The sequence below is a fragment of the Hyphomicrobium sp. genome (assembly GCF_019753045.1).
GTDB lineage: Bacteria > Pseudomonadota > Alphaproteobacteria > Rhizobiales > Hyphomicrobiaceae > Hyphomicrobium_B.
Genome location: NZ_JAIELN010000011.1, coordinates 61,052 through 83,608 on the forward strand (window position 1 = coordinate 61,052; position 22,557 = coordinate 83,608).

Consider the following 22,557-nt stretch of genomic DNA (forward strand, 5'->3'; position numbering starts at 1 on the left):
CAACAGATTGCAGGCCGACGGTTCATATTATGCGCATATTGATGTTTTTACCCCGGCATATGCGTTTCGGTCCGAGCAACGCATCCTCGATTGACCTCTGCGTTCGCGATCTCGTCGCGGCGAGCCGGTACCGCCAAACGACGACGGTCATCTGCTGCGAGAACGAAACACTCTTTCCCGGCATCGACGTGATGACCTACTCACGTGCCGTCGACGACTCACGACGCCGCAAGGTGGCGTTTGCGCTGCGCGAAGTTGCGCGCATATCGCCGGATCTTATCGTTGTGCAACAACATCTTCCGACAGCCGCTGCGCTCGCCTCGCGCACCCGCGTCCCGGTGCTTCTTCACAAACACAACATGATCAAGCCCGTTCCAACGGGCAGTTTATTCAATTGGCTTCGGCGGCAGTTTAAGCTCCGGCAATATCGCGGGCTCGCCGGTATGATTTTCGTCAGCGACTTTTGCCGGAAGACGTTCGACGCGGACTGGCCAGAGGTCCGCCTGCCGACGTCCGTCGTTTACAACGGCCTCGATTTTTCACAATGGCGGCCGTCGAAGCACAAGCTCGACGAGATCATTTGCGTTGGGCGCGCAGCCCCCGAAAAAGGAATTAAGGAGGCGGCGTTGGCGGTCGCCGCCGTCTTGAAAAAGCAGCCCGGCTGGCGGGCGCGTTTCATCCTCAGCGAACCGGAACGCTTCCCGGCCTATCTGGAGGAAGTTCTTGCTGTCATTCGCCCCTTCGAAAGCAAGATAACGGTAGAACTGAGCCTGCCTTTCGCCGTGGTGAAAGAGCGCTATGAGAACGCGGCAATCGCAATCGTTGCTTCCAGATGGCAGGAACCCTTTGGCCGCACGGCTCTCGAAGCGCACGCCGCAGGCTGTGCCGTGATCAGCTCAGGCACCGGGGGAATGGCCGAAATTTCACCGGCCGGCACTCTGATCTTGCCTCTGGACTTCACGCCCGATCACATTGCTGCGCACTTGCACACACTCCTCCTCGATCGGGACCTGTGTGTTCGGCTTGGCGAGACTGCACGAGAATTTTGCGCAAAAAAATTTGCACTCAGCGAAGTTGCTCGCTCAGCGGACGATTTCTACGAACTCGCAACGGCCGGCCGAACAAGCGGCATCGTCTCCGTAAACACAGCCGGCTCTGAAACATCTGCGAGAGTCAGCAGTCTCATTTAGGCTGTGGATTGCTCACTGTACGGCTCTAGATTCCTTGCCGAGACGCCTGCTGCAACGTAACGAGAGCATAGTCGAAGCGTAGTGCTCGCGGAGTGGATTAGCCGAATGAGGCCTCAACGGATCTTCGAAACACCCGCACCAATTTTTCAACTCGCCAAATACAGCCGCCGCGCCGCGAGCCTGGCGATCTTCCTGCGTGCAGCTCTTCGCCATCCGGCAAATCAGCGAAAGCGCCGCCTCTCTTTTGAAAGAGCGAACGCCTGGATCGATGACGAATTGCCTTTCGAAAAGTGGATGCATCCGCGGAAAACTCCGCAGGACGACCATTGCATACGCTTTCCCGAAGACCGGCCCATTGATCGCGATGGGCACTCGCAACCCATGAGGGTCGCCGTCGTATGCCACCTCTATTATGATGACCTCGCCGAGGAAATAGGGACGCGCCTCGCGGTCATTCCCACGAAGTTCGATCTTCTCGTATCGACCGACACCGCGGAAAAGAAAAGCCGCATTGAAGCCGCGCTCTCGTCAAGCACAGCATCGAACGTCGTCGTTCGAGAATTTCCGAATGTTGGCAGGGATATCGCGCCGAAGCTGATGGCCTTCAACGACAAGCTCAATCAGTACGATGTGGTTTTATTCATTCACGGCAAGAAGTCGGTATTTTCTTCGACGCTCACAGATTGGCGTCAATACATTTTTGATGCTCTGATAGGAACGCGGGATCGCACCCAATCCATATTGTCGTCGTTCCAAGACATCCCGGAATTAGGGATGATTGCCCCGGAACATTTTGGCCCTGTCAAAGGCGTTGGCTGGAGAGACAATCTAAAAATTGCCGACGGGCTCTGCACCAAATTGCTGGGCGATAAATACGCGTTCAACTATTTGGACTTCCCATCCGGATCGATGTTCTGGTGCCGCCCGGCTGCCCTGAAGCCACTGCTGAATCTCGATTTGAGCCTGAAAGAGTTTCCGGCGGAGCAAGGCCAAATAGACGGCACGCTCGCACATGCGATCGAAAGATTTTTTTTCGCCTCATGCGAACTCGCAGGGCTTCGCTGGCTGAAAACGACAGCCGACGAAACAAAAATCTTGCCGGTGGAAATCATCGACGTCGGGTCGAGCACTGAGGTTCGGCAAGTCTTGGCGCGGGAAGGCGGCCGGGTCCTCGCGCCACGGTGAGATAACTCTCGACACTCACGCGCCTGGACTAATTCTTTCAACCACGGCCTTTGTCAACGCCATGACCTCTGGCAGCGCACTTCCGTATTTGTCGCGCGCCGCGCGAAACACGCCGAGCCCTGGATGCGTAGCCGCATTCTGAAGCGCGCTTGTGTAGGGCACGGGCCTCGCAATTGCGTTGAGATGGTGCAGGCCCTGCTTGATGTGATGCAGCATCTCGCGCTGCACGGTATTCGTTGCCTGATACTGCGTGATGAGCGGATGGACTTTCACCTGCGACGCAAGATCGAGATCGTCGGCAAGAATGAATTTCAAGAAATCCGTGAGGGTCGAATACGCGTTCGTCTCAAGGCTCGTCGGGGCTACTATGTGCTCGGCCAGCCTCATGGCCGCGAGCCCAAGCACGCCGGGCCCCGCCGGACAATCGATCAGAACGGCGTCGTAGTTCGGTTCGACTTTCGAAAGCTCTGATCTCAAAGCATCCGATAACAGGACATCGAGACGATCCTTGCGCTTCTTTCGCCGCGCCACGTGCTCGAAATCGGCCATCTCGCGAAGAAGTTCGTGATTGGACGGCAAAAGATCGATGAAACCCGCTTGCCTGTCGTGCAACTCGATCAAATCGCCTGCCGCCACACGATGGGCGGCAAGGCGCATGCTCCGGCCGCTGACGAAAGCTCGCAGCATGGCCGCGAGGCCAATCTGCCGTTGGGTGAGTTGCTGCTCCGCGTCGATGCCGAGGAGTGCCTTCGTGACGCCGGCTTGCGGATCGGCGTCGAGAACGAGCACCCGCGCACCGTAGGAGAGTGCCAAGCCGTCTGCGAGCATCATGGTGGTCAGCGACTTGCCCACGCCGCCTTTCGGGTTGGCGATCGCGATTCTGACGCTCATCGACCGGCATCCGTGGACCGCCCGGCGAATGGGCCGGAGGGAGCCTCAATATGGAACAATCCGGCGGAGGCGCGGACTGGAACCGGCGGAGCCCCGGGCTCCGCCATCGCGCGAGGAAAATCGCCTCCGGGCAGTCTCAGCCGATGTAGATCACGCCGCTTGCGATACATGAAGAAAGGCTCGTAAAGACAACGCGTGAGTATGCGGAAACGCCCCACCCGGTTCTGCGCGCGACACTACGTGGAGGTCCGGCCAAATACTAGCGGCTAGAAATCCCAGCGCTATTTTTTCGTGTCGCCGACAGGGCGCCGGGACGGCCCGTCATCGAAGCGCCACGGGCTGTTTTTCCGGGCCCGCTCGGCGGCAGCGTCTTTGTCGACTTTCGGCCGCTTGTTTGATGGCCGCGGCTCGTTATTTGACGGCGGCGGCTCAGAGACGTCTTCAGGCACCTGCGGTGCGCGCTTACTCATCCATCCAAGTATGCCCATCGATTCATTCCTTTGAGAGAATCTCAAATTTGCATGCGCGAGACTTGGGTTGTGATTGCGCTTTCCATGTGGCTGCCGCTGCCGGACATACGCGAGATTGCACAACGGCCGTTTGCTGGACCTAATGTTGCAAACGCCGACATGTTGCAAACGCCATCGGCAGGCGAACGAAGACGCGCCGTTATTTGATTTGGGTCATGAAAATTTAATTCCACTGCGAAGACACTGGCTTGACCTCGGAGCTGGCGTGAAACCGTCGGCCCCCTTGCGAAGTAGTATTGACGACGGCGCAAGTTCGGTCGCTATTCGTTAGCTGACCCCCAAGCGACAAGGCATCCCTGGTGAACCGCGTACTCAAGCTGGCAACGGCCATTCTCATTATTACATCGGTAGACGCTCGCGCGGACTCCACGGAAGACTGCAACGACGCGACCAATCTGACCCAGAAAATTCGGGGATGCACCGAAGTTATCCAGCGCACGATGCTTAGCGACGCTCTTTCGATGGCCTATATGAATCGGGCCATCGCCCGCGCGGAACGTAAGGAAATGGCGAAGGCGCTGGCAGACTTCACCGCGGCCATACATGCCGACTCGAAAAATAATTTCGCATACTACAATCGCGGCAACGTTTACCTCGACTTGCGGAAGCCGAAGCAGGCGAAAGCCGACTTCACCCGGGCGCTTGAAATCGCGCCCGACATGTCTCCCGCCCTCCTCAACCGGGCGTTGGCCAATGAAATGCTTGGCGAACGCGAAGCCAGCATTGCCGATTTTCGCGCCGCGTTGGCGCTCGAGCCGACGCTCTTCGCAGCATCCGAGGGCCTGAAGCGGTTGGGCGTAACGCCCCCTGACGCGCAGAAATGACTGCGCCTGACAGATATCCGGTCACGCGCTAGCTCCGCGTGATCGTTCGATCGTGATTTCTCAGGCCGGTGAAATTTCAGCGATCTCACATCGAGATCACGTGTGGCTGATCTCGCGGGGCCGATCTTTGAGGGTGATCTCGAGGGGCTATGGTGCCCAGGGCCGGAATTGAACCAGCGACACTGCGATTTTCAGTCGCATGCTCTACCAACTGAGCTACCTGGGCCTGCCTCCGCGGCGTTGAGCCCGTGCGAAGTAGAGGCGTCTTATAGGGGCGTGATCCGCAGGATGCAAGCGCCTCAATACGACATGTTTTCAGTCTTCTTCGTCCTCGCCATTTGGTCGCTGGGACGGATCTTTCGCGGCCGGGTCGTCGCCCTCGTCTTCTTCCCTGCCGCCGATCGCATAACTGCCGCTGAACCACTTCGCGAGGTCGATGTCGGCGCAGCGCTTCGAGCAGAACGGGCGATAGGCTTCGACCGCCTCCTTCCCGCAAATAGGACAACGCAACGGCTTGCTGGCGGAGCGGGACGCTGACATGGCGCGCTCAATCGCGATCGACTTCTGCGTATTTCAGCCAATTGTACTGGATCGGAAATTTTTCCGAGTTGAGGAGGCTGACGACCTCGGTCAGGGGCAGCCCGACCACATTCGTGTAGGAACCGATGAGCCGCTGCACGAAACAGCCGGCAAGCCCCTGAATGGCGTAGCCTCCAGCTTTGCCGCGCCATTCGCGCGAGGCGATATAGGATTCAAGCTCCGACCGGTTGATATAGCGAAACCGCACCCGCGTATCGACGATCTTCGTGCGGACCCGATCATCGGGCGTGATCAGACAAATGCAGGTCTGGACCTTGTGGGTGCGCCCCGACAGAAGTTGTAGAGACGCCATCGCCTCCTCGATGTGCGTCGGCTTCATCAAGACCTTACGCCCCATCGCGACGACCGTATCGGCCGCGAGGATGTAGGCCCCCGCCAGATCCCGGTCATTCGCGATTTGATCGCGCGCAACCTCCGCCTTTGCCCGCGCAAGCCGCGAAACGAGCGCTCGCGGCATCTCGCCCCGCTTCGGCGTCTCGTCAATGGAGGCAGGCCGCAAGGCGTCTGGCGTCACGCCAACCTGTGCCAGAAGCGTCACGCGCCGGGGGCTGGCGCTTGCCAGAACAAGCTGCGGACGCTCGATCTCCGTTTTGGACGACGCCATCTCGCGCACCAGCGAACGGCGCAATGTCTCGCGGCCGGGGGCTTCGGAGCGTGCAAAGGAGGGAAGGAAGCTGCTCATAAGACTCATGATTTTGACCACGGGATAATTAAGGTGAGGCGGCGCGGCCTTTTTCCGACAATGGCGCAGGCATTCCACCCTTAGCAAGTCCGCCTGCGTTGCGGTTGAAAACAAAACAGGGCATGAATAGCGCATTCTTTAACAAAATTGATGGCGGCAATGGCTCTGAAACCAGACCCTGCGGACCTCCTTGCTCGAACGCCACTTTTCGGCGCCCTCGACGAACCGAGCCGTAAGGCCGTCGCCCTGGAATTGCGGGACGCTGCCTTCGAGCCGGGCCAGATCATTTTCTCGCGCGGCCAGGCGGGCTCTGAGCTCCACATCGTAACAAAGGGCCGGGTCAGGCTGTCGGTCCTGACCGCTGACGGACGTGAGCTTTCGTTCGCCCACGTCGAATCCCCTTCGATTTTCGGAGAACTGGCGGTCTTCGACGGAAGGCCACGATCGGCAGACGCGACGGCCGTAAACAAAGTCGAGACGCTGATGCTCTCGAAAGCTGCATTTCTCCGTTTGCTCGGAACGCGCCCAGCCGTCGGTGAAGCAGCCGTTCGCTTTCTTGCCGGCCGGCTGCGCGACGCCGATGAACAGCTCGAAGCCATCGCCTTGCATCCGATCGAAGCGCGGCTTGCACGCTTCTTCCTCGCCGCCGTGCGCCAGAAAGATCCTACGAGCAAAGCCGAGAAGATCTCCCTTCCCCTTCCGATTTCGCAAAGCGAGCTTGCTCTTCTCGTCGGCGCGAGCCGCCCAAAGGTCAACGCAGCTTTGGGCTTACTCGAATCCGAGGGCGCGATAGAGCGCCGGGGTCAACAGGTCGTGTGTGATATCGCGGCGTTGAGCGGCATTGGCCGGCTCGACGAAAAGGAATAGCCGCCCTTGCACTTATTCGCGGGGCCACGCGTATGACGATCATGGATCGGCATCAACGGCGAGCACGGCAGGCGATTCTGCTCGCGCCGGTGCTCGGCGCGTTTCGCCTGATCCGTTCCTTCGTCCGCCGCATTGCGAGCCTCGGCATACACGGCTACCCGCCGGACATTCAGCGTCGTCTGAAGATCGTCAACGTCTTCTCGTCCCTCGTCGTGGTGACGACCTTCATCTACGCCATGCAGCTTTGGGCATCGGGCAACAAGGAGATGATGCCCGTCGTCTATACCAACCTCGCCCTCGCATTCATCGTCTCGCTCGTTCCCCTGATGCACCGGATCAACGAGCTTGCGGGAGGACTTCTCCTGGTGGTCGCGGAATTCGTCGCGCTCATCGGCTTCACGGCCTTCTTCGGACGCCTCGGCGGCGCGCCGTTGCAATACGTCGTGGCGGCGGCCGCGCCCTTCGTCATTTTCGAAGCCAGGCGTTTCTGGCTCATCATCGCGATCGTCGTCGCCGCGCTCCTCCTGCATTTGATCGCGTGGTTTCAATTTCCGATGGAAGCCGCCCAACTCCAGGCGGATGAAAAGATCATAAGCTCCCTCTACGTCCAGGGCGCCGTGACCACATTCGGCCTCATCGCGGCCTGCGTGTACTACGCCTTCAGCCTGTTCGAGCGCGCGAAAGCCGAAACGGAATCCGTGCTTCGCAACGTCCTGCCCGACAGCGTCGTCGAGCGCCTCAAAGCGTCGCCGGGCGAGACCATTGCCGATGGATTCTCCGAAGCCTCCGTTCTGTTTGCAGACATCACCGGCTTCGTCAGCATGGCCCGCGGACTTGGGCCGGAAAAAACGGTCGCGCTATTGAACAAGCTCGTAAGCGCATTCGACGAGCTCGCCGGGCGCCACGGCGTCGAGAAAATCAAAACGATCGGCGACGCCTACATGGTCGCGTCCGGTGTGCCGATCGCCCGTCAAGACCATGCGCACGCATTGGCTGCGATGGCGCTCGATCTGGTCGCTGTCGTGCAGGAGGTCAGCGCCGCAGAGAACGTTCCGCTCAATGTCCGCGTCGGCATGGCGAGCGGCCCGATGATGGCGGGCATCATCGGCAAGAATAAATTCAGCTATGATGTCTGGGGTGATCCGGTCAATCTCGCGAGCCGTCTCGAACAATCGAGCGTACCGGGCCGTATCGCCATTTGCCCGTCGTGTTGCGCGGCGCTCCGCGATGCGTTCTCGATCGAACCGCGCGGCCTAATCGAAATAAAGGGTGTGGGACCGCAGGAGTCCTGGTTTTTGCTCAGCCGCAAGAGCGCGGACGTCAGCCCTTCCAGTGCAACGAGCACACGAGCGTAAAGAGCCGGCGCGCGGTATCGTCATCCACGATGATCCGCGGCAGCAGCTTTTCCTTGAGCAACGCGCTGCCCTCGTCGTGAAGCCCCCGCCGGCTGACATCGATAGCCTGGATGCGAGCAGGAGGCGCGGTTCTGACTGCCTCGTAGTAGGACTCGCAGATCATGAAGTAATCTTTGACGATGCGCTTCAGCGGCGTCAGCGCAACCGTTTGCTCCACGGTCTCCGCTTCGCTCGAAGGACTGATCGCCATCGAAAGCCGGTCGTCCGTAAGCGAGAGATGAAGCTTGTACGGGCCCGCATCGATGCCCTCGATGCGGAATGCGTTACCGTCAAGAATGTCGAAGATCGCGACTTCCCGTTCGTGCTCGATATTCGAGTTGGCCCGCCCGAGCGATTTCGCATCGAGCGTAATTTCGACGAGGCGATCCCGGCTTTTCTCTTGAGCGGCGACCGTTTGATCCATCGAAAATCAGCCTGCCTTTTCGAGCCTGATTTCGACAGAGCGGCGGTGGCCTTCCAATCCTTCGGCGCGAGCGAGCGTCATGGCCGCAGGTCCGATTTTCTCGAGAGCGGCACGATCGAGTTTCAGGATCGATGTTCGCTTCATGAAATCCAGAACTCCAAGGCCCGATGAAAAACGCGCACTGCGCGCCGTCGGAAGAACGTGGTTGGAACCGGAAACATAATCGCCGATGACCTCGGGCGTCACGCTGCCAATGAAAATTGCCCCGGCGTTTCGAATGCGCATCGCGAGATCTTCCGCATCCGCCGTCGCGATTTCCAAATGCTCGGCCGCGATACGGTCGGCCAAAGGAACAGCCTCTCCGAGCGATCCTAAAATGATTGTGGCGCCAAACGTGTTCCAGCTCTCACCCGCGATATTTCCGCGCGGCAGCGTCCCGAGTTGGCGGCGAACAGCCTGCTCGACAGCTTCGGCGAATGCCTCGTCGTCCGTCATCAAAATCGACTGAGCAGCCGTGTCGTGCTCGGCTTGCGCGAGAAGATCTGAAGCGATCCACTCCGGATCGTTGTTCTTGTCCGCAATCACCAAAACTTCGGACGGGCCCGCGATCGAATCGATGCCGACCGTGCCGAACACCTGCCGCTTCGCCGCCGCGACCCACGCATTGCCCGGTCCGACGATCTTGACGACCGGCCGTATCGTCTCCGTGCCGTAGGCCAGCGCCGCAACGGCTTGCGCGCCGCCGATGCGATAGATCTCCGATACGCCCGCAATTTTCGCGGCCGCCAGAACAAGCGGGTTGAGTTCACCGCTCGGCGACGGCACGACCATGACGATGCGCGGAACACCTGCGACCTGCGCCGGCACGGCATTCATCAGAACGGAACTCGGATAGGATGCAAGACCACCCGGAACGTAAAGCCCAACGGACTCGACCGCTGTCCAGCGGTGACCGAGTTCGACGCCGGCCGCGTCTGTGTAGCGATCGTCCGACGGCAGCTGGCGCTTGTGATGATCGGCAATGCGATCGCGCGCGAAAATCAACGCATCGAGCGTTTCTTTCGAGCACGCGGCATAGGCGGCTTCGACCTCGGCGGCAGTCACCGCTATACCGGTTTTGCGAAGATCGAGCCTGTCGAATTTGAGCGAGAGATCAACGAGCGCCGCGTCGCCGCGCGCCCGGACATCATCGATGATTGCGCGAACCGCGTTGTCGACGTCGGTCGAGACTTCGCGCTTCAACCCGAGAAGCTCCACAAAGTGAGTCTCGAAATTCTTGTCGTTGCTATTCAGCCGCACAGGCATCGGGCATCGTTCCTTAAGGCAAGCGGTCGAACGAAATCAGCTTGCGTCCTCGGGATGCTCCGGCGGGCGCTTAGTAGCCCAGGCTGCCCCGAGGTCCTTCAATTCGATCTCGATACACTCGACGCCCAGCCGAATGGCCGCACCGCCGGAAAATGTCAACGTGACATCGCCTTCGGGCGATTCTGAGCCGGCTGTCGGCTCGTAAGTCATGGCGAGCAACGCCAGCGCCGCCCTTTTGTCGTGAAGGTCAAATCCGTGCACTTTCACGGCGTTGACACGCTCGAACCGAACGGCGCACCGGCGTCGCTCGTACTCGGAAGCGATCTTGGTTTTCGACGCTTGCGCATCCTCCGCAAACTTCTGCCAATCGAACCTGTTGGCTATGCCAACGAAGCGCTTCTGCTTCGGCAAATATTTCATATCGCCGACACGCAGAACGGCGTCCTGCAATTGAGCGGAGATGACGCCGAGATCGTCCGTATCGAAGGCGATGAGCTTGAGGTCCGGCATCGGTATCGAAGGTCTCCGCTATGCGGCCCCAAAAGGCTTGGATCAGTGGCTATGGTCGCAGAGTGTTACAAAGCCGTGCCGAAAGCTGCAACGCAAGAGCAAGCGGATCAGCTGCTGGTGAGGCGCTCGATGTCTGCGCCGCAAGCACTGAGCTTCCGCTCGAGTTGCTCGAAGCCTCTGTCGAGATGGTAAACACGGTTGATCACCGTTTCGCCCTCTCCGGCAAGCCCGGCGATAACGAGCGAAACGGAAGCACGGAGGTCCGTCGCCATGACCGGCGCGCCTTTGAGCGTTTTGACGCCCGTGATCGTCGCCGTATCGCCGTGCAGCTGAATGTCTGCACCAAGGCGGGCCAGTTCCTGCACGTGCATGAAGCGGTTCTCGAAGATCGTTTCGCGAATGACGCTCGTACCCGACGCCCGCGTGAGAAGCGCCATGAGCTGCGCCTGCAGGTCCGTCGGGAACCCTGGAAACGGCTCCGTCTCGACCGATACCGGAGCAATGCCCCCGCCGTTTCGAGAAACGCGAACGCCCGTTGCGGTCTCCTGGATAGACGTCCCCGTGTTCGCGAGAATTTCGAGCGCAGTCTTGAGATCGCCGAGACGCGCACCCTCGAGCGTCACGTCCCCGCCCGTCGCAGCAACCGCCATCGCGAATGTGCCGGTCTCGATACGATCCGGCAACACTGTGTGAACTGCGCCTTCGAGACGATCACGCCCCTGGATCCGAAGCACCGACGTGCCGATCCCTTCGACCTTCGCGCCCATCTTGCTGAGGCAGAGGGCGACGTCCCCGATTTCAGGCTCGCGCGCCGCGTTTTCGATAACGGTCTCGCCCTTGGCCAGCGCGGCCGCCAAGAGAACGTTATGCGTGGCGCCGACCGACACCTTCGGAAACACGATACGCGCCCCGTGAAGCCCCTTCGGCGCCCGCGCAATGACGTATCCCGCGTCGATGTCGATTTCCGCACCCAGCGCCTTAAGCCCCATCAGGTGCAGATCGACCGGCCTTGTTCCGATCGCGCAACCGCCCGGCAGCGAAACGCGCGCTTCGCGCATGCGCGCGACGAGCGGTCCAAGCACCCAGAAGCTCGCCCGCATGCGCGAAACCATCTCATAGGGAGCCGTCGTGTCGACGATATCGCGCGCCGTGAGATGAATGGTGTCGCCGAGATGCGTGGTCGGACCGGGCCGCTTGCCGTCGACCGCGAGATCGACCCCATGATTCCGAAGGATGCGAACCAGCAGGTTGACGTCCGCGAGATTGGGGACGTTTTTGAGCGTCAGGCGGTCTTCGGTCAGAAGGCTCGCAATCAACAGCGGCAATGCCGCGTTCTTGGCGCCTGAAATCGGAATGCTACCGCGTAGCGGCTTCCCGCCGACGATTTTGATCCGATCCATGTATGCCAATTGTCTCCGATTGATAAAAACGGGCGCGAATCTCGAACCCGCGCAAACAAGCCAAGCGTGATTAAAGGTTGAGAGACCGCATCGGCAAGCGGCTTTTACGACAGATGAGGCCCTAGCCGCCGCCCTCGTCCGGAGGCGGATCGCCGCCCTCCCCCCTCTGACGGCGGGCCGCGGCCTTGCGCCGCTTCAAATTCGCGCGCAGCTCTTCCGCCAGCCGATCCTGGCGCGTGAGCTTGCCGGAACTTTTCGGCTTATCCGCATTTCCTGGCGGCTTTGGCTGGAAATTTCCCGTCATGCCCGGTCTCGCGCGCTCCACAACTCGATGCCGGCCTTCAATTTTAGCGTGCCGGCGTCGTCCACTAACAGCTTGGCTTTCCGTCTTGCTCGCCGTCAAGCCTTGTGGCAGTGTCCGCCCGCCCGAAGCAGGAGCGTACCAACGCGACGCCCCTGGCATGTCCGATTCTTCGAGGTCACAAAACGTCTTCAGCTGCCGTAGCTCAGTGGTAGAGCACTCCCTTGGTAAGGGAGAGGTCGAGAGTTCAATCCCCTCCGGCAGCACCATCGTAAAAGCTCAAAATTCTGGAAAATCTGGATTCCGCGCCGCGACTCCGTCGCACCCAGAAGTGCGCCGGATGTTCCGATTGGAACGAGCCAGGGCGGCGAGCAATCAAACGCCCCCCATGGCGGGCATTGCCTCCACGCGCGGCGGCTGGATGTTTGATGAATTTAATCGCCCCGCGCGGGCTGCGTGACTTTTTGAATCGTGAGTTGCCGTTCACGCCCTTCGCGATCGGGCCAGCGGATCGAATGACCTTCGCGCAAGCCAATCAGCCCTGCGCCGACGGGCGTGAGAATCGAAATTCGCCCGTTCGATATATCTGCCTCCGCAGGGTAAACGAGCTGCACTGTGCGTTCAGCGCCGCTCCCCTCGTCGGTGAATTCGACGGTCGAATGCATTGTGACGACGTCGGAAGGCATGCGCGCCGCTCTATGCACGGTAGCGCGCGCAATCTCGCTCATCAGCAGTTCGCTGACCTGGGGCATGGTGTCGGCCACACCCAACGCTAGATTGGTTAGATTGTCCGCCTCGGTATCGATGAGATGAACGGGAGGTCGCCCCGTTCTGGTGCTTCGGGTCATGGTGCTGGCTTTCGAGTGGGAAAAGTCGCTCGTCTGAAAGACGGCGTACGTCAGTCCTTCGAGTCATCCCGAGCCCGTGCCGAAATGCACCGGAGCCCGGGGCTAGATGCCCTCGAGAAGCTGTCCCCCTTGGTGGCGGAAGCGAAAATAATAAGCACATGACTGCATGGAGGCATGCCTTGGCATGCGGAGTCGTCCAAGTCAAATATGGTGGCCGACCCGGGACTAAACGAAGAGTTGGAGCGCCCGCTTGGCTCGCTAAGAATGTCGGGTTATCCGGCTCGGCGCCACCGCCGCGGTGAAGCCGATCGTCTTGACGATATGGGCGCGCCGCCTGATTTCGTGGCCGAGTTTCCAGGCGCGGTAGGCGATGAGGCTGCCCAGATCGGATGAGGGAGGCCTCTCCATCCGGTCACATTGGATCCGTGACCCGGCAAGATCCTCTTGCACAACGAGCGTCGGGACGACCTCGAACGTCCTCGCGCCATGCACGTGCGTGTCTCGCAGATAGATGTCATATGGAAACCGGATCGGCAGAATCCGGCGCAGAAGCTGCGACGCGCCCTGCCGCGAAACGACATAGGCATGCGCGCAAACCGTCGTCGCATGCGTCTCGACGATCTTCCCAACAGCGGTTTCCTGCAGCAGTCGCCCCCTGACGCCCCCAATGCCGCCGACTTTGAGGATACCCCAATTCCGAGGCAGGCGATCGACGAGATGTGCAATCGCATCACCGAGGTTCGGCGGGACCACAGCGTCGTCCTCCAGGATCAGCGCCGTCGCGTCACTGCGGGCGAGGAATGTTTCGAGTGCGAGCTTGTGAGATAGCGTGCATCCGACCTCTGCCGGCCCGATCTCACGTCGGAAGCGCGGCATGAACCGGAAGGGAGCAAAAGCCTCGATCTCTGTCTCGGAAAGCTCGCGCCCGACGACGCCCGGAAGCATGGAAAACGACATCCCGGCGGCGTGCAGCCCGGCCGAAATCTTTTCCTCACGCTGCGTTGAAAGAGGCAGGCTGATGACGAGTGTAAGCATTGGATGCCCCCCGGCCGCCGGCTAGCCCTTCGAGACTCGCGAACTCAGATAGTATGTATACAGATTATATCTGCCGTACCAAGAGGCCCAGGGCTTTGCAAACATCTTTTGCGAAGCGGTCTGAGCATATCGACGACCGAAAGCCGCCAGTCAGGCCGCCCAAAAAAGCAGCTTCCTCTGCCCTTGACTCTTATTGTCAATCGGATCATGTGGGCTTGTGGCCGCCATGAATTCGGCGCCGCGATTTCGAAGGAACCCAACCCTTGTCTGGCGACAGTAGTCGAATGCTTCGGCCGTTGCGGCTCGTGGCCTGACCTCCGGGTCGGCTCGCCACGATCCGTTGCAACGGCGGATCGGAAGGTGAGCCATGGAAAACATCCGCACTGCATCGGGTGAAGACGTCGATCCGATTGTCTTGGTCGAGCTGCTCGAAGAGCACGATGCCGATATTGTCGCCCAGCTGAATGAGCTGGACCTCGAGACGGCAGGCTCGATACTCGCCGAATTACCCCTTGATCGCGTTGTCGAAATATTCGACCGGCCCGAACTTGCGCGCGCCGGCGATCTCATCCTCGAACTCCCCGACGAATTCGCAGGCCAAGTGCTCAAGGGCATGTCCGCGGACCGCGCGGCCGACACCCTCCGCCAGCTTGATGGGCCCGACCGCACCAAGCTGCTGACCCTGCTCGACTTCGAAACCGCCCAATCCCTGAAACTGCTGCTCGCCTACCCGGAAGGCACCGCCGGCAGCATCATGACGACCGAGTTCGTCAGCGTTCCTTCGACCTACACTGTCGCCGAAACTTTGAAGCTTATCCGCGAGGTGGAACACACGCGGGAAACGATCTACGCGATCTATGTCCTCGACCCACTATCGCGCGCACTGGTGCAGACGGTCACGTTGCGTCAGCTGATCATGGGACAACCCGATCAGTCGATCCTCGAAATAGCGCCCGACCGTGATCCCGTCTGGGTTTCACCCGATACGGACCGCGAAGAAGTGGCGCGCCTGATCTCGATCCACGACCTTCTCGCAGTCCCGGTCTTGAACGCGCGCCATCGCGTCCTCGGCATCGTGACCGTCGACGACGTCGTCGATGCGATCCTCGCTGAAAGTACGGAAGACGTTCAAAAGTTCGGCGGCGTCGAAGGCATCGCGGAGCCGTATCTGCAAATCAGCTTCGTGGAGATGATCCGGAAACGCGCCGGATGGCTTTGCGCCCTTTTCCTCGGAGAAATGCTGACGGCCAGCGCCATGCAGCACTATTCCGACGAACTGGAAAAGGCGGTCGTGCTCACCCTCTTCATCCCGCTCATCATGAGCTCGGGGGGCAATTCTGGCTCCCAGGCCACGTCGCTGCTCATTCGCGCGCTCGCACTCGGCCAGTTGCGCCTGCGCGACTGGTGGCGTGTGGCCGTCAGAGAAGTCCCGACCGGACTAACGCTTGGAGCAATCCTCGGCGTGATAGGCATGGCCCGCATCGCGCTGTGGCAGCAGCTCGGCATCTTCGATTACGGCGAGCACTGGAAACTGGTGGCATTGACGGTTGGATTGGGGCTCGTCGGCATCGTGACCTTTGGCTCCCTGGCGGGCTCCATGTTGCCGTTCGTACTGAAACGCCTCGGTTTCGACCCGGCAAGCGCGTCGGCCCCGTTCGTCGCCACGCTCGTCGATGTGACCGGTTTGATGATCTATTTCAGCGTCGCGCTGCTTGTCCTGCGGGGCACGCTGCTTTGACAGGCAAAAATTGACCGGGGGGAGGGTGATCCGGCCGGAAAGGCGCGCCGTATCCCCTCCGTGCTCAATATTAACTGCAAGAGGCGTCCCATATCGACAAACCGCGTCTCTGTTCCCATCTAACGGCGACCCCCATCCTACCGGCGTCAAGGTGACGTTTGCCGTCTCGAATCCGATGGGTCTATAAGGGCCGACGTCCAAAGCCGTGCTACGATCCCCCCTTCCAATAACAACCAGTGTTTTCCAATGAATTCAGATAACAAGCCGACGCGCGCCGAGGTTGAAGCAGCCGTCAAGACGATTATCCGCTGGACGGGTGACGATCCTTCGCGCGATGGCCTTGAGGAAACGCCTTCCCGCGTTACGAAGGCGTTCGAGGAATATTTCCGCGGCTACAACGAGGACCCGGAGTCGATCCTTCAGAAAACCTTCGAGGAAATCGAAGGCTACGACGAGATGATCGTGCTGCGCGGCATTCGCTTCGAAAGCCACTGTGAGCATCACATGGCGCCGATCATCGGCCGCGCCTGGGTCGGCTACATTCCGGATGGCCGCGTCGTCGGCATCTCCAAGCTCGCCCGTGTTGTCGATGCCTACGCCAAGCGTCTCCAGATCCAGGAGAAGATGACTGCGCAGATCGCCAACACGATCCAGGACGTGCTGCAGCCGCAGGGCGTCGCCGTCGTAATCAAGGCCGAGCATCACTGCATGACGACGCGCGGTGTGATGAAGCCCGGCACCGACATGGTGACGAGCCGAATGCTTGGCGCATTCCGCGACAACCCGATCACTCGTCAGGAATTTCTGGCGATTGTGACGGAGGATACGAAGACGTCGTAACGGCGTCCTCGGGATAATCAACACCGACGAGATAGAGGCCTGATGCGGGCGACACCGTCCCGCACGCCTCGCGATTGCGCGCCGCGAGCGCCGAAACGATATCCGCGCGCGACCACTTCCCTTCGCCGACGAGCTTCAGGCTGCCGACCATCGACCGCACCTGATGGTGCAGAAACGAGCGCGCCGAAATCTCACAAACGATTTCGTCGCCTGAACGCGTGATATCGAAGACATCGAGCGTCTTCACGGGCGAGGGCGCCTGGCATTGCGCCGCGCGGAATGTCGTGAAGTCGTGTCGCCCGACGAAGGCCTTGGCGGCATCTGCCATTGCCTCGGCATCGAGATCGCGCATCGTCCACCAGACACGGTTTTTGTCGAGGATCGGCGGCGCGCGGCGTGTCAGAAGCCGGTATCTGTAGTGGCGCTTCACCGCGCTGAAGCGCGCGTCGAACGCGGCATCGACGGCGTCTGAGGCGACCACGCCGATCGGATGCGGACGCAGATGAAAATTCATCGCATCGCGTACACGCCCGGAATCCCAGTCTTTCGTTAAATCGAAATGCGCGACCTGCCCCAGCGCATGAACGCCTGCGTCGGTGCGGCCAGCGCCACGCACGCCGACGGTCTCACCGGTGAATTTACGAATTGCGTCTTCGAGCAGGCCTTGGATCGATAGGCCCTCGGCCTGTCTCTGCCAGCCGACGAAAGGCGTGCCGTCGTATTCGATGGTAATGCGGTAGCGCGGCATCGGGCTCAGGTTGAAAAAATGCTTCGGCCATCCCTAGCCTTTGCCGGGCACCGGCTCAACGCCCCTTTATCACGTCGATCCGCTAATGCGCCGGCTGAACCGCGTGCGGCTTGCCGTGATGACCCGGATGCAAGCCACCTCGCGGTCCGCCGATACGATAGAAACCCGGCCGCCACTGGTAAGCCCTGCCCCAAGCAGGTGCGTGGTAGAGCCCATCGCCCGTGTAGACGTTCCCGCCGCCATCATAGATCGCTGGTGCGCGCTGCCCGTAGATGTTCGTTTCGCTGATGCTTAGCGACAACGGAACCCGGTCGGGGTTGATGACGACATAGCGATCCGGCGGCAGCGGGCGATAGACGCGAACGCCATGTTCGAGCGTTACGACGGCGCCATAGTAAGGGCGCGTCTCGATCCGGGTCGTGAAGCTATCGGCACTCGCCGACGCCACCAGCGCACACATCGCCGAACCACAGGCTACAAGACGAAGCGCAAACTTTGAAAGCACGACTGGTTCTCCGGACCGAGGAATCACACGAAGAGATTAACCTCACACCGAGAAAGTCTCAGAGCCTTTCACGCCTATGATTAACAGGCGAGACGTACACCCGCCGCGAGTCGCGTGCCGCGAAGAAAGTCGGCCGCAGCCATCGGTTGCTTTCCTGCCCGCTGCAGTCTTTCGACGCGAATGGCGCCGCTGCCGCAAGCGATCGTCAGATGATCGTCGATGAGCGTGCCGGGCTCGGCGGTCCCGTCAGCCACTGTCGCCGTCAGGACCCTGATCCGTTCGGCCTTGCCGCCGATTGTGACCTCGAACCAGGCACCGGGGTACGGTGAGAGCCCGCGAATGTGATTGATGACGTCGCCGGCGGGCCTTGAGAAATCGATGCGCGTTTCGCTCTTGCCGATCTTGGCGGCATAAGTCGCGCCCTCGGCCGGCTGCGGCACGCATTGGATCTCACCCGCCTCGATCTTCACAAGCGCTTCGACCATCAGCGCCGCGCCGAGCTTCGACAGCTCATCGTGCAGCTCTCCGGCGGTCAGGCTGCCAGAAATAGGAACGTCTCGGCCGAGGCAGACAGGCCCCGTGTCGAGCCCCTGCTCCATCCGCATGATGTTGACGGCCGTCACCGTATCGCCCGCCATGATGGCGCGTTGGATCGGCGCTGCTCCGCGCCATCGCGGCAGCTTCGATGCGTGAACGTTGAAACAGCCGAGCCGCGGCGCATCGAGAACCGGTTTCGGCAGCAGCAGGCCGTAAGCGACGACCACGGCCGCATCGGCGTTGAGCGCTGCGAAGGCCTCGCGATCCACCTCGCTTCTGAAGTTCACGGGCGTCCGGACTTCAATTCCCAGCGCTTCGGCACGGCGTTGAACGGGCGATTTGACTTCCGCCATGCCACGCCCCGCTGGCCGCGGCGGCTGGCTATAGACTGCAACAACGCGATGCCCCGCCGACGCAATCGCGTCGAGCACCGGCACCGAGAAATCGGGTGTCCCCATGAAGACGATATTGAGCGGCATGTCGCCCGTTTATGTTGGCGCGTGCGACTGCCCGCGCACCGGAATTCAGTCTCCGCTCGTCCGAACCTGCTTCTTGAACTTGCGGATGATGATGTCGCGCTTCAGCCGCGAAAGGAAATCTATGATCAGCTGTCCGTCGAGATGATCGATCTCGTGCTGAATGGCCGTCGCGAGCAAACCGTCCGCCTCGAGCTCCTGCTCTTTGCCGTAACGGTCGATGTAGCGCACAGTCACCGTCGACGGCCGCTCGATCTCGACACGCACATCCGGAATGGAAAGACAGCCTTCTTCATGTACCCGGGTCGTCGACCCGATGGCGATGAGTTCCGGGTTTGCCATGGCGATCGGCCTCGGGGGCTCTTTGTCCTCCGCCGCGTCGATGACGACGACCCGCTTCAGGATGCCGACCTGAACGGCGGCAAGCCCAACGCCCGGCGCGTCGTACATAGTCTCGAGCATATCGTCCATCAGCTTGACGACGGCATCGTCCACGCGCTCGACAGGATCGGAGATCTTGCGCAGCACGGGATCAGGAATGGTGATTATCGGAAGAACAGCCATGGGGCTGACATATGAAAGCCCGCAGCGCCGGTCAATGGCGTGCGGCTCTATACCGTGGAGGTTTTGGCCGGTCGGAGCTCGGGCCCGCCCGCGCCGACGCTGCGAGCGCCCCCAGGGTCTCCTCCGGCGGGGCCCATCCGATCCGCCTGAGACGCACGGCATCGACCACGAGATCGCCCATCAGCCGGTCCGCGAATTGCGGCTTCCCGGCCATCCTGAGGAGCGCCGCGAGGGACGCTTCCGGAACCGGCAGGAGCATTTCGGGCCGCCCCGCGCCTCGGCGTAACGCCCGAATGATCTCCGCTATTGTTAACGGCGCCGGATCGGCCACGATGAACGTCCCGTTCTCGGCCGTTTGCGTTTGCAGCACATACTGAATGGCGCTGAGAAGATTGCCGATGCTGAGCAGCGACCGGCGAGCCTTGAGCCCCGCGAACGGGAGCGGCATCGGCAAAGCTGCGAGCCGCATCAGCGTCGCCATATTGCCCCTGACGCCGCCGCCGTAGACGAGCACGGGACGAAGCACGGTCCAATGCGTCGGCGATCCCTCGAGCATCTTCGCAAGAATCCCCTCGGCCGCGAGCTTCGACCGGCCATAGGCGTCCGTCGGCGTCGGAAACGTCGTCTCGGTGACGACGCCCGGATGCGTCGCGCCCACTTGCGCGCGAATGGAGGACATCAGCACGAAGCGCTTCACGCGCGCCGCGCGGGCCGCCCGGGCAATCTGGCGAGTTGCATCAACATTGATCGCCGTATAGGCGGCATCGGGCAAATTCGTGCGGGCATGAGACAAACCGGCGGCATGCACCACCGCATCGACACCCCGAACCAGAAAATCCGCAGCGAACGATCGCGACATGTCGCCGACGGCCACTCCCTCGACCCGCGGACTGTCGAAGACGATCGGCTGGCGCGACGCCGCGCGGACGCTGTAGCCGCGGTCGGCGAGCATCCGGACCACGTGCTGGCCGATGAAGCCAGATGCGCCGGTGACGAGAATGCGCTGCGCAATGGCCACGCCGGTTCCCTCGTATGCAAATCCTTGAGCCCGATCGGGTCGATAGGACGTCCCCGGATGATCTAGAAACTGCGTCGCGAAAAAGTGCAACGACGGCGAAGCTTAAAGCTTCAGCGTTTCCCCAACCCGGTCGATGAGCCTGTATCCTGCCATTATGGCAATCAAACCGAACGCAACGCCGCCGATCATATTTCCGGCCAGCACGCCTTCGGCGCCGTAGAACCTGCCGCCAAGCAGCACGAACGGCACGGTTCCGACTGTCGCCCGCCCCCAATTCAACAGCGTCGAGAAATGGGCGCGACCGAGCGTATTGAACACAGCGTTGGTTATGAAGACCGTGCCGAGAAAGACGAACAACGGCGACAGCCAGCGACAGAAAAAGACGATCAAATCGCGCGCTTCCGGACCCGCCTTGAAGAGGCCGGCAAGCGGATGGGCAACGAGTGCCAGAATGAGCCAGGCGAGGCCCGTGAACGCCGCCATCGTCAACAGCGACAGCGTAAAGACGTCCCGCATGCGTGACGGTGAGCGCGCGCCGAAGTTCTGGCCGAGAATGGGACCCACGGTGCCTGAGAGCGCGTAAATCGCTCCAAACGCGACTGGCGTAATGCGTCCAATGATAGCCCACGCCGCGACAGCGGCATCTCCATAGGCCGAAATCGCGAGCGTGATGTAACCGTTCCCGACCGCCGGCGCGATATTGGTCAACACCGCAGGACCCGCGATACGGCAGAAGGGCGGAGCATCTTGCTTGAGCGTTGCGATTTTCGGCCGCCCCATCAGATCGTGAACCGAAATGACGCCGTAAAAACCGACACTCATGATCACGACACGCGCCAGCAACGACGACAGCACCGCGCCCTCGAGGCCCCATCCGAAATGCACGATGAAAATGAGGTCGAGGATCGTGTTGACGACGGCGCCCGACAACGTGACATGCATCGCACGCCGCGCATCCCCGACCGAACGCAGCACAGCCGCCGACGCCATCCCGAGCGACAGAAGAGGCAGCGTCGGCACAAGTACGACGAGATAGAAGCTCGCCAATTCCAGCGTGCGACCAGTCGCTCCCAGAAGTTCGAGCAGAGGCCGAATGGCGAACCAGATCGCAACGCTCGCGGCCGCCGAAAATAGAAATGTCAGCACATGCGCATTCGCGGATAGACGGCGCGCACGGGCGCGTCTGCGCGCTCCCAGCGCCGGCGCGATCAGCGACGTCGCCGCAATCGACAATCCAATGCCGATCGATGTCGAAAAGAAGAGGATGGAACTTGCATATCCGACCGCCGCGACGATGGCTTCGTCGCCGAGCCGCGACAGAAAATAGATGTTTGCAAGATCGCCGATGAAAATCGCCATCAGCCCGACAGCGCCTGCCACCGTCATCGACAGGATGTGACGGAGGAGCGACCCGGTAACGAACCTCGGGCCTTCGTTACGCCGACGAACGATATCGACGTCTGCCATCGGTGAGCGGTCTCCTCGTCGCGCCTCGGTGGCGGCGTTGCCTTTTATAGTTTGCGACGGGCCTTGAACGCGGCGGCGAGCGTGCCATCATCGAGATAATCGAGTTCGCCACCGATCGGAACGCCTTGCGCAAGGCGCGATACCGTAACGTCCGCCGACACGAGTTGATCCGAAATGAAATGCGCCGTCGATTGGCCTTCGACGGTGGCGTTGAGAGCGAGCAAAATTTCTTTGACCGCCGGTGATCGCGCCCGCCCCACGAGGCTTGCGATGTTGAGCTTATCCGGGCCGACGCCGTCGAGCGGCGACAGATGCCCGCCGAGCACGTGATATTGCGCCGAAACGACGCCCGCACGTTCGAGCGCCCACAGATCGCCAACCTCCTCGACGACCACGATCAAGCTCGAATCGCGGCGAGGATCGGCGCAGATGCTGCACGGCGAAACCGTATCGAGATTTCCGCACACCGGGCATTCCGCGATCTTCGCGATGGCCTGCTGCAGCGCTTCCGATAAGGGAACGAGCAGCTCGTTCCGCCGCTTCAACAGCGACAGCACCGCCTTGCGCGACGAACGCGGGCCGAGCCCCGGCAACCGCGCCAGCAGCTGCACGAGGCGCTCAATTTCAGGGCCTGCGGTTTTGCGAGACATTCAGTGCGATGCCGGGAGCCTATGCGAT

The 22,557-nt window shown here is 60.9% G+C and carries 24 protein-coding genes and 2 tRNA genes; 8 read left to right on the forward strand and 18 right to left on the reverse strand.

Annotation, left to right across the window (positions count from 1 at the left end; all coding sequences use genetic code 11):
- Positions 1-41 precede the first annotated feature (41 nt).
- Positions 42-1,190, forward strand: a complete 1,149-nt coding sequence (locus tag K2Q04_RS13565) for a glycosyltransferase family 4 protein (RefSeq protein ID WP_291164704.1) — start codon at positions 42-44, stop codon at positions 1,188-1,190.
- A gap of 381 nt (positions 1,191-1,571) precedes the next feature.
- Positions 1,572-2,375 (forward strand): rhamnan synthesis F family protein, encoded by an 804-nt coding sequence (locus tag K2Q04_RS13570; protein WP_291164947.1) that lies wholly within the window; start codon positions 1,572-1,574, stop codon positions 2,373-2,375.
- Positions 2,376-2,390: 15 nt separating this feature from the next.
- Here the strand turns inward: K2Q04_RS13570 and K2Q04_RS13575 are convergent, their stop codons facing one another.
- Positions 2,391-3,266, reverse strand: coding sequence for a ParA family protein (locus K2Q04_RS13575; protein ID WP_291164707.1), 876 nt, complete (start codon positions 3,264-3,266; stop codon positions 2,391-2,393).
- Between the two features lie 829 nt (positions 3,267-4,095).
- Here K2Q04_RS13575 and K2Q04_RS13580 point away from each other — a divergent pair.
- Positions 4,096-4,620, forward strand: coding sequence for a tetratricopeptide repeat protein (locus K2Q04_RS13580; RefSeq protein ID WP_291164710.1), 525 nt, complete (start codon positions 4,096-4,098; stop codon positions 4,618-4,620).
- Positions 4,621-4,770: 150 nt separating this feature from the next.
- Here the strand turns inward: K2Q04_RS13580 and K2Q04_RS13585 are convergent.
- The 3 genes from K2Q04_RS13585 to K2Q04_RS13595 form a co-directional block, all read right to left on the reverse strand.
- Positions 4,771-4,846: transfer RNA gene (locus K2Q04_RS13585), tRNA-Phe, on the reverse strand.
- An 89-nt stretch (positions 4,847-4,935) separates the two neighbouring features.
- The gene (gene yacG / locus K2Q04_RS13590) at positions 4,936-5,160 is read right to left on the reverse strand and encodes a DNA gyrase inhibitor YacG (RefSeq protein WP_291164712.1); all 225 of its coding nucleotides are present in this window, start codon (positions 5,158-5,160) and stop codon (positions 4,936-4,938) included.
- 7 nt (positions 5,161-5,167) lie between these two features.
- Positions 5,168-5,911, reverse strand: a complete 744-nt coding sequence (locus K2Q04_RS13595; protein WP_291164714.1) for a Maf family nucleotide pyrophosphatase — start codon at positions 5,909-5,911, stop codon at positions 5,168-5,170.
- Positions 5,912-6,061: 150 nt separating this feature from the next.
- On the opposite strand from K2Q04_RS13595, the gene K2Q04_RS13600 reads away from it, so the two are divergent.
- Positions 6,062-6,769 carry a Crp/Fnr family transcriptional regulator gene (locus tag K2Q04_RS13600; RefSeq protein WP_291164718.1) on the forward strand — a complete coding sequence of 236 codons (708 nt, stop codon included), beginning with the start codon at positions 6,062-6,064 and terminating at the stop codon, positions 6,767-6,769.
- 32 nt (positions 6,770-6,801) lie between these two features.
- Positions 6,802-8,124, forward strand: a complete 1,323-nt coding sequence (locus tag K2Q04_RS13605; RefSeq protein WP_291164721.1) for an adenylate/guanylate cyclase domain-containing protein — start codon at positions 6,802-6,804, stop codon at positions 8,122-8,124.
- Here K2Q04_RS13605 and K2Q04_RS13610 read toward each other — a convergent pair.
- From K2Q04_RS13610 to K2Q04_RS13630, 5 genes are all read right to left on the reverse strand, one after another.
- Positions 8,090-8,587, reverse strand: a complete 498-nt coding sequence (locus K2Q04_RS13610; RefSeq protein WP_291164724.1) for a UPF0262 family protein — start codon at positions 8,585-8,587, stop codon at positions 8,090-8,092. The two genes, K2Q04_RS13605 and K2Q04_RS13610, sit on opposite strands and share 35 nt — an antisense overlap.
- Before the next feature lie 6 nt (positions 8,588-8,593).
- The gene (hisD, locus tag K2Q04_RS13615; protein WP_291164726.1) at positions 8,594-9,892 is read right to left on the reverse strand and encodes a histidinol dehydrogenase; all 1,299 of its coding nucleotides are present in this window, start codon (positions 9,890-9,892) and stop codon (positions 8,594-8,596) included.
- A 36-nt stretch (positions 9,893-9,928) separates the two neighbouring features.
- A complete protein-coding gene (locus K2Q04_RS13620; RefSeq protein WP_291164729.1) occupies positions 9,929-10,402 on the reverse strand; it encodes a DUF2948 family protein in 474 nt (157 codons plus the stop codon).
- A 107-nt stretch (positions 10,403-10,509) separates the two neighbouring features.
- Positions 10,510-11,802 (reverse strand): UDP-N-acetylglucosamine 1-carboxyvinyltransferase, encoded by a 1,293-nt coding sequence (gene murA / locus K2Q04_RS13625; protein ID WP_291164732.1) that lies wholly within the window; start codon positions 11,800-11,802, stop codon positions 10,510-10,512.
- 121 nt (positions 11,803-11,923) lie between these two features.
- The gene (locus K2Q04_RS13630; protein ID WP_291164734.1) at positions 11,924-12,106 is read right to left on the reverse strand and encodes a hypothetical protein; all 183 of its coding nucleotides are present in this window, start codon (positions 12,104-12,106) and stop codon (positions 11,924-11,926) included.
- A gap of 191 nt (positions 12,107-12,297) precedes the next feature.
- Between K2Q04_RS13630 and K2Q04_RS13635 the strand changes: the two genes are divergently transcribed.
- Positions 12,298-12,372, forward strand: a tRNA-Thr gene (locus K2Q04_RS13635).
- 165 nt (positions 12,373-12,537) lie between these two features.
- Here the strand turns inward: K2Q04_RS13635 and rnk are convergent.
- Both rnk and K2Q04_RS13645 read right to left on the reverse strand, forming a co-directional pair.
- The gene (rnk, locus tag K2Q04_RS13640) at positions 12,538-12,951 is read right to left on the reverse strand and encodes a nucleoside diphosphate kinase regulator (protein WP_291164737.1); all 414 of its coding nucleotides are present in this window, start codon (positions 12,949-12,951) and stop codon (positions 12,538-12,540) included.
- Positions 12,952-13,209: 258 nt separating this feature from the next.
- A complete protein-coding gene (locus K2Q04_RS13645) occupies positions 13,210-13,986 on the reverse strand; it encodes a glycosyltransferase family 25 protein (protein WP_291164740.1) in 777 nt (258 codons plus the stop codon).
- 367 nt (positions 13,987-14,353) lie between these two features.
- Between K2Q04_RS13645 and mgtE the strand changes: the two genes are divergently transcribed.
- Positions 14,354-15,724, forward strand: coding sequence for a magnesium transporter (gene mgtE, locus K2Q04_RS13650; protein ID WP_291164743.1), 1,371 nt, complete (start codon positions 14,354-14,356; stop codon positions 15,722-15,724).
- 246 nt (positions 15,725-15,970) lie between these two features.
- Entirely contained in the window at positions 15,971-16,564 is a 594-nt protein-coding gene (folE, locus tag K2Q04_RS13655) for a GTP cyclohydrolase I FolE (protein ID WP_291164746.1), read from the forward strand.
- On the opposite strand, the gene truA is transcribed toward folE, so the two are convergent.
- The 7 genes from truA to recR form a co-directional block, all read right to left on the reverse strand.
- The gene (gene truA / locus K2Q04_RS13660; RefSeq protein ID WP_291164748.1) at positions 16,512-17,312 is read right to left on the reverse strand and encodes a tRNA pseudouridine(38-40) synthase TruA; all 801 of its coding nucleotides are present in this window, start codon (positions 17,310-17,312) and stop codon (positions 16,512-16,514) included. The genes folE and truA overlap by 53 nt on opposite strands.
- 82 nt (positions 17,313-17,394) lie before the next feature.
- On the reverse strand, positions 17,395-17,817 hold the full coding sequence (locus K2Q04_RS13665) for a hypothetical protein (protein ID WP_291164751.1): 423 nt from the start codon (positions 17,815-17,817) through the stop codon (positions 17,395-17,397).
- 80 nt (positions 17,818-17,897) lie between these two features.
- A complete protein-coding gene (fmt, locus tag K2Q04_RS13670; protein ID WP_291164754.1) occupies positions 17,898-18,833 on the reverse strand; it encodes a methionyl-tRNA formyltransferase in 936 nt (311 codons plus the stop codon).
- Positions 18,834-18,878: 45 nt separating this feature from the next.
- Positions 18,879-19,394 (reverse strand): peptide deformylase, encoded by a 516-nt coding sequence (def, locus tag K2Q04_RS13675; protein WP_291164756.1) that lies wholly within the window; start codon positions 19,392-19,394, stop codon positions 18,879-18,881.
- A gap of 31 nt (positions 19,395-19,425) precedes the next feature.
- Positions 19,426-20,412: an NAD-dependent epimerase/dehydratase family protein gene (locus K2Q04_RS13680; RefSeq protein ID WP_291164758.1), complete on the reverse strand. Its 987-nt coding sequence runs from the start codon at positions 20,410-20,412 to the stop codon at positions 19,426-19,428.
- Between the two features lie 102 nt (positions 20,413-20,514).
- Positions 20,515-21,879 carry an MATE family efflux transporter gene (locus K2Q04_RS13685; protein ID WP_291164760.1) on the reverse strand — a complete coding sequence of 455 codons (1,365 nt, stop codon included), beginning with the start codon at positions 21,877-21,879 and terminating at the stop codon, positions 20,515-20,517.
- 44 nt (positions 21,880-21,923) lie between these two features.
- Positions 21,924-22,529: a recombination mediator RecR gene (gene recR / locus K2Q04_RS13690; RefSeq protein ID WP_291164763.1), complete on the reverse strand. Its 606-nt coding sequence runs from the start codon at positions 22,527-22,529 to the stop codon at positions 21,924-21,926.
- Positions 22,530-22,557 lie beyond the last annotated feature (28 nt).

What these genes read in the sequence shown, in the direction of transcription:
- mgtE (WP_291164743.1), top strand. Translation starts at nt 14,354, where the DNA reads ATGGAAAACATCCGCACTGCATCGGGTGAAGACGTCGATCCGATTGTC.
- K2Q04_RS13620 (WP_291164729.1), bottom strand. Translation starts at nt 10,402, where the DNA reads ATGCCGGACCTCAAGCTCATCGCCTTCGATACGGACGATCTCGGCGTC.
- recR (WP_291164763.1), bottom strand. Translation starts at nt 22,529, where the DNA reads ATGTCTCGCAAAACCGCAGGCCCTGAAATTGAGCGCCTCGTGCAGCTG.
- murA (WP_291164732.1), bottom strand. Translation starts at nt 11,802, where the DNA reads ATGGATCGGATCAAAATCGTCGGCGGGAAGCCGCTACGCGGTAGCATT.
- K2Q04_RS13600 (WP_291164718.1), top strand. Translation starts at nt 6,062, where the DNA reads ATGGCTCTGAAACCAGACCCTGCGGACCTCCTTGCTCGAACGCCACTT.
- K2Q04_RS13630 (WP_291164734.1), bottom strand. Translation starts at nt 12,106, where the DNA reads ATGACGGGAAATTTCCAGCCAAAGCCGCCAGGAAATGCGGATAAGCCG.
- K2Q04_RS13565 (WP_291164704.1), top strand. Translation starts at nt 42, where the DNA reads ATGTTTTTACCCCGGCATATGCGTTTCGGTCCGAGCAACGCATCCTCG.
- rnk (WP_291164737.1), bottom strand. Translation starts at nt 12,951, where the DNA reads ATGACCCGAAGCACCAGAACGGGGCGACCTCCCGTTCATCTCATCGAT.
- K2Q04_RS13610 (WP_291164724.1), bottom strand. Translation starts at nt 8,587, where the DNA reads ATGGATCAAACGGTCGCCGCTCAAGAGAAAAGCCGGGATCGCCTCGTC.
- K2Q04_RS13685 (WP_291164760.1), bottom strand. Translation starts at nt 21,879, where the DNA reads ATGGCAGACGTCGATATCGTTCGTCGGCGTAACGAAGGCCCGAGGTTC.
- K2Q04_RS13570 (WP_291164947.1), top strand. Translation starts at nt 1,572, where the DNA reads ATGAGGGTCGCCGTCGTATGCCACCTCTATTATGATGACCTCGCCGAG.
- yacG (WP_291164712.1), bottom strand. Translation starts at nt 5,160, where the DNA reads ATGTCAGCGTCCCGCTCCGCCAGCAAGCCGTTGCGTTGTCCTATTTGC.
- K2Q04_RS13645 (WP_291164740.1), bottom strand. Translation starts at nt 13,986, where the DNA reads ATGCTTACACTCGTCATCAGCCTGCCTCTTTCAACGCAGCGTGAGGAA.
- folE (WP_291164746.1), top strand. Translation starts at nt 15,971, where the DNA reads ATGAATTCAGATAACAAGCCGACGCGCGCCGAGGTTGAAGCAGCCGTC.
- K2Q04_RS13575 (WP_291164707.1), bottom strand. Translation starts at nt 3,266, where the DNA reads ATGAGCGTCAGAATCGCGATCGCCAACCCGAAAGGCGGCGTGGGCAAG.
- truA (WP_291164748.1), bottom strand. Translation starts at nt 17,312, where the DNA reads ATGCCGCGCTACCGCATTACCATCGAATACGACGGCACGCCTTTCGTC.
- def (WP_291164756.1), bottom strand. Translation starts at nt 19,394, where the DNA reads ATGGCTGTTCTTCCGATAATCACCATTCCTGATCCCGTGCTGCGCAAG.
- hisD (WP_291164726.1), bottom strand. Translation starts at nt 9,892, where the DNA reads ATGCCTGTGCGGCTGAATAGCAACGACAAGAATTTCGAGACTCACTTT.
- K2Q04_RS13605 (WP_291164721.1), top strand. Translation starts at nt 6,802, where the DNA reads ATGACGATCATGGATCGGCATCAACGGCGAGCACGGCAGGCGATTCTG.
- fmt (WP_291164754.1), bottom strand. Translation starts at nt 18,833, where the DNA reads ATGCCGCTCAATATCGTCTTCATGGGGACACCCGATTTCTCGGTGCCG.
- K2Q04_RS13595 (WP_291164714.1), bottom strand. Translation starts at nt 5,911, where the DNA reads ATGAGTCTTATGAGCAGCTTCCTTCCCTCCTTTGCACGCTCCGAAGCC.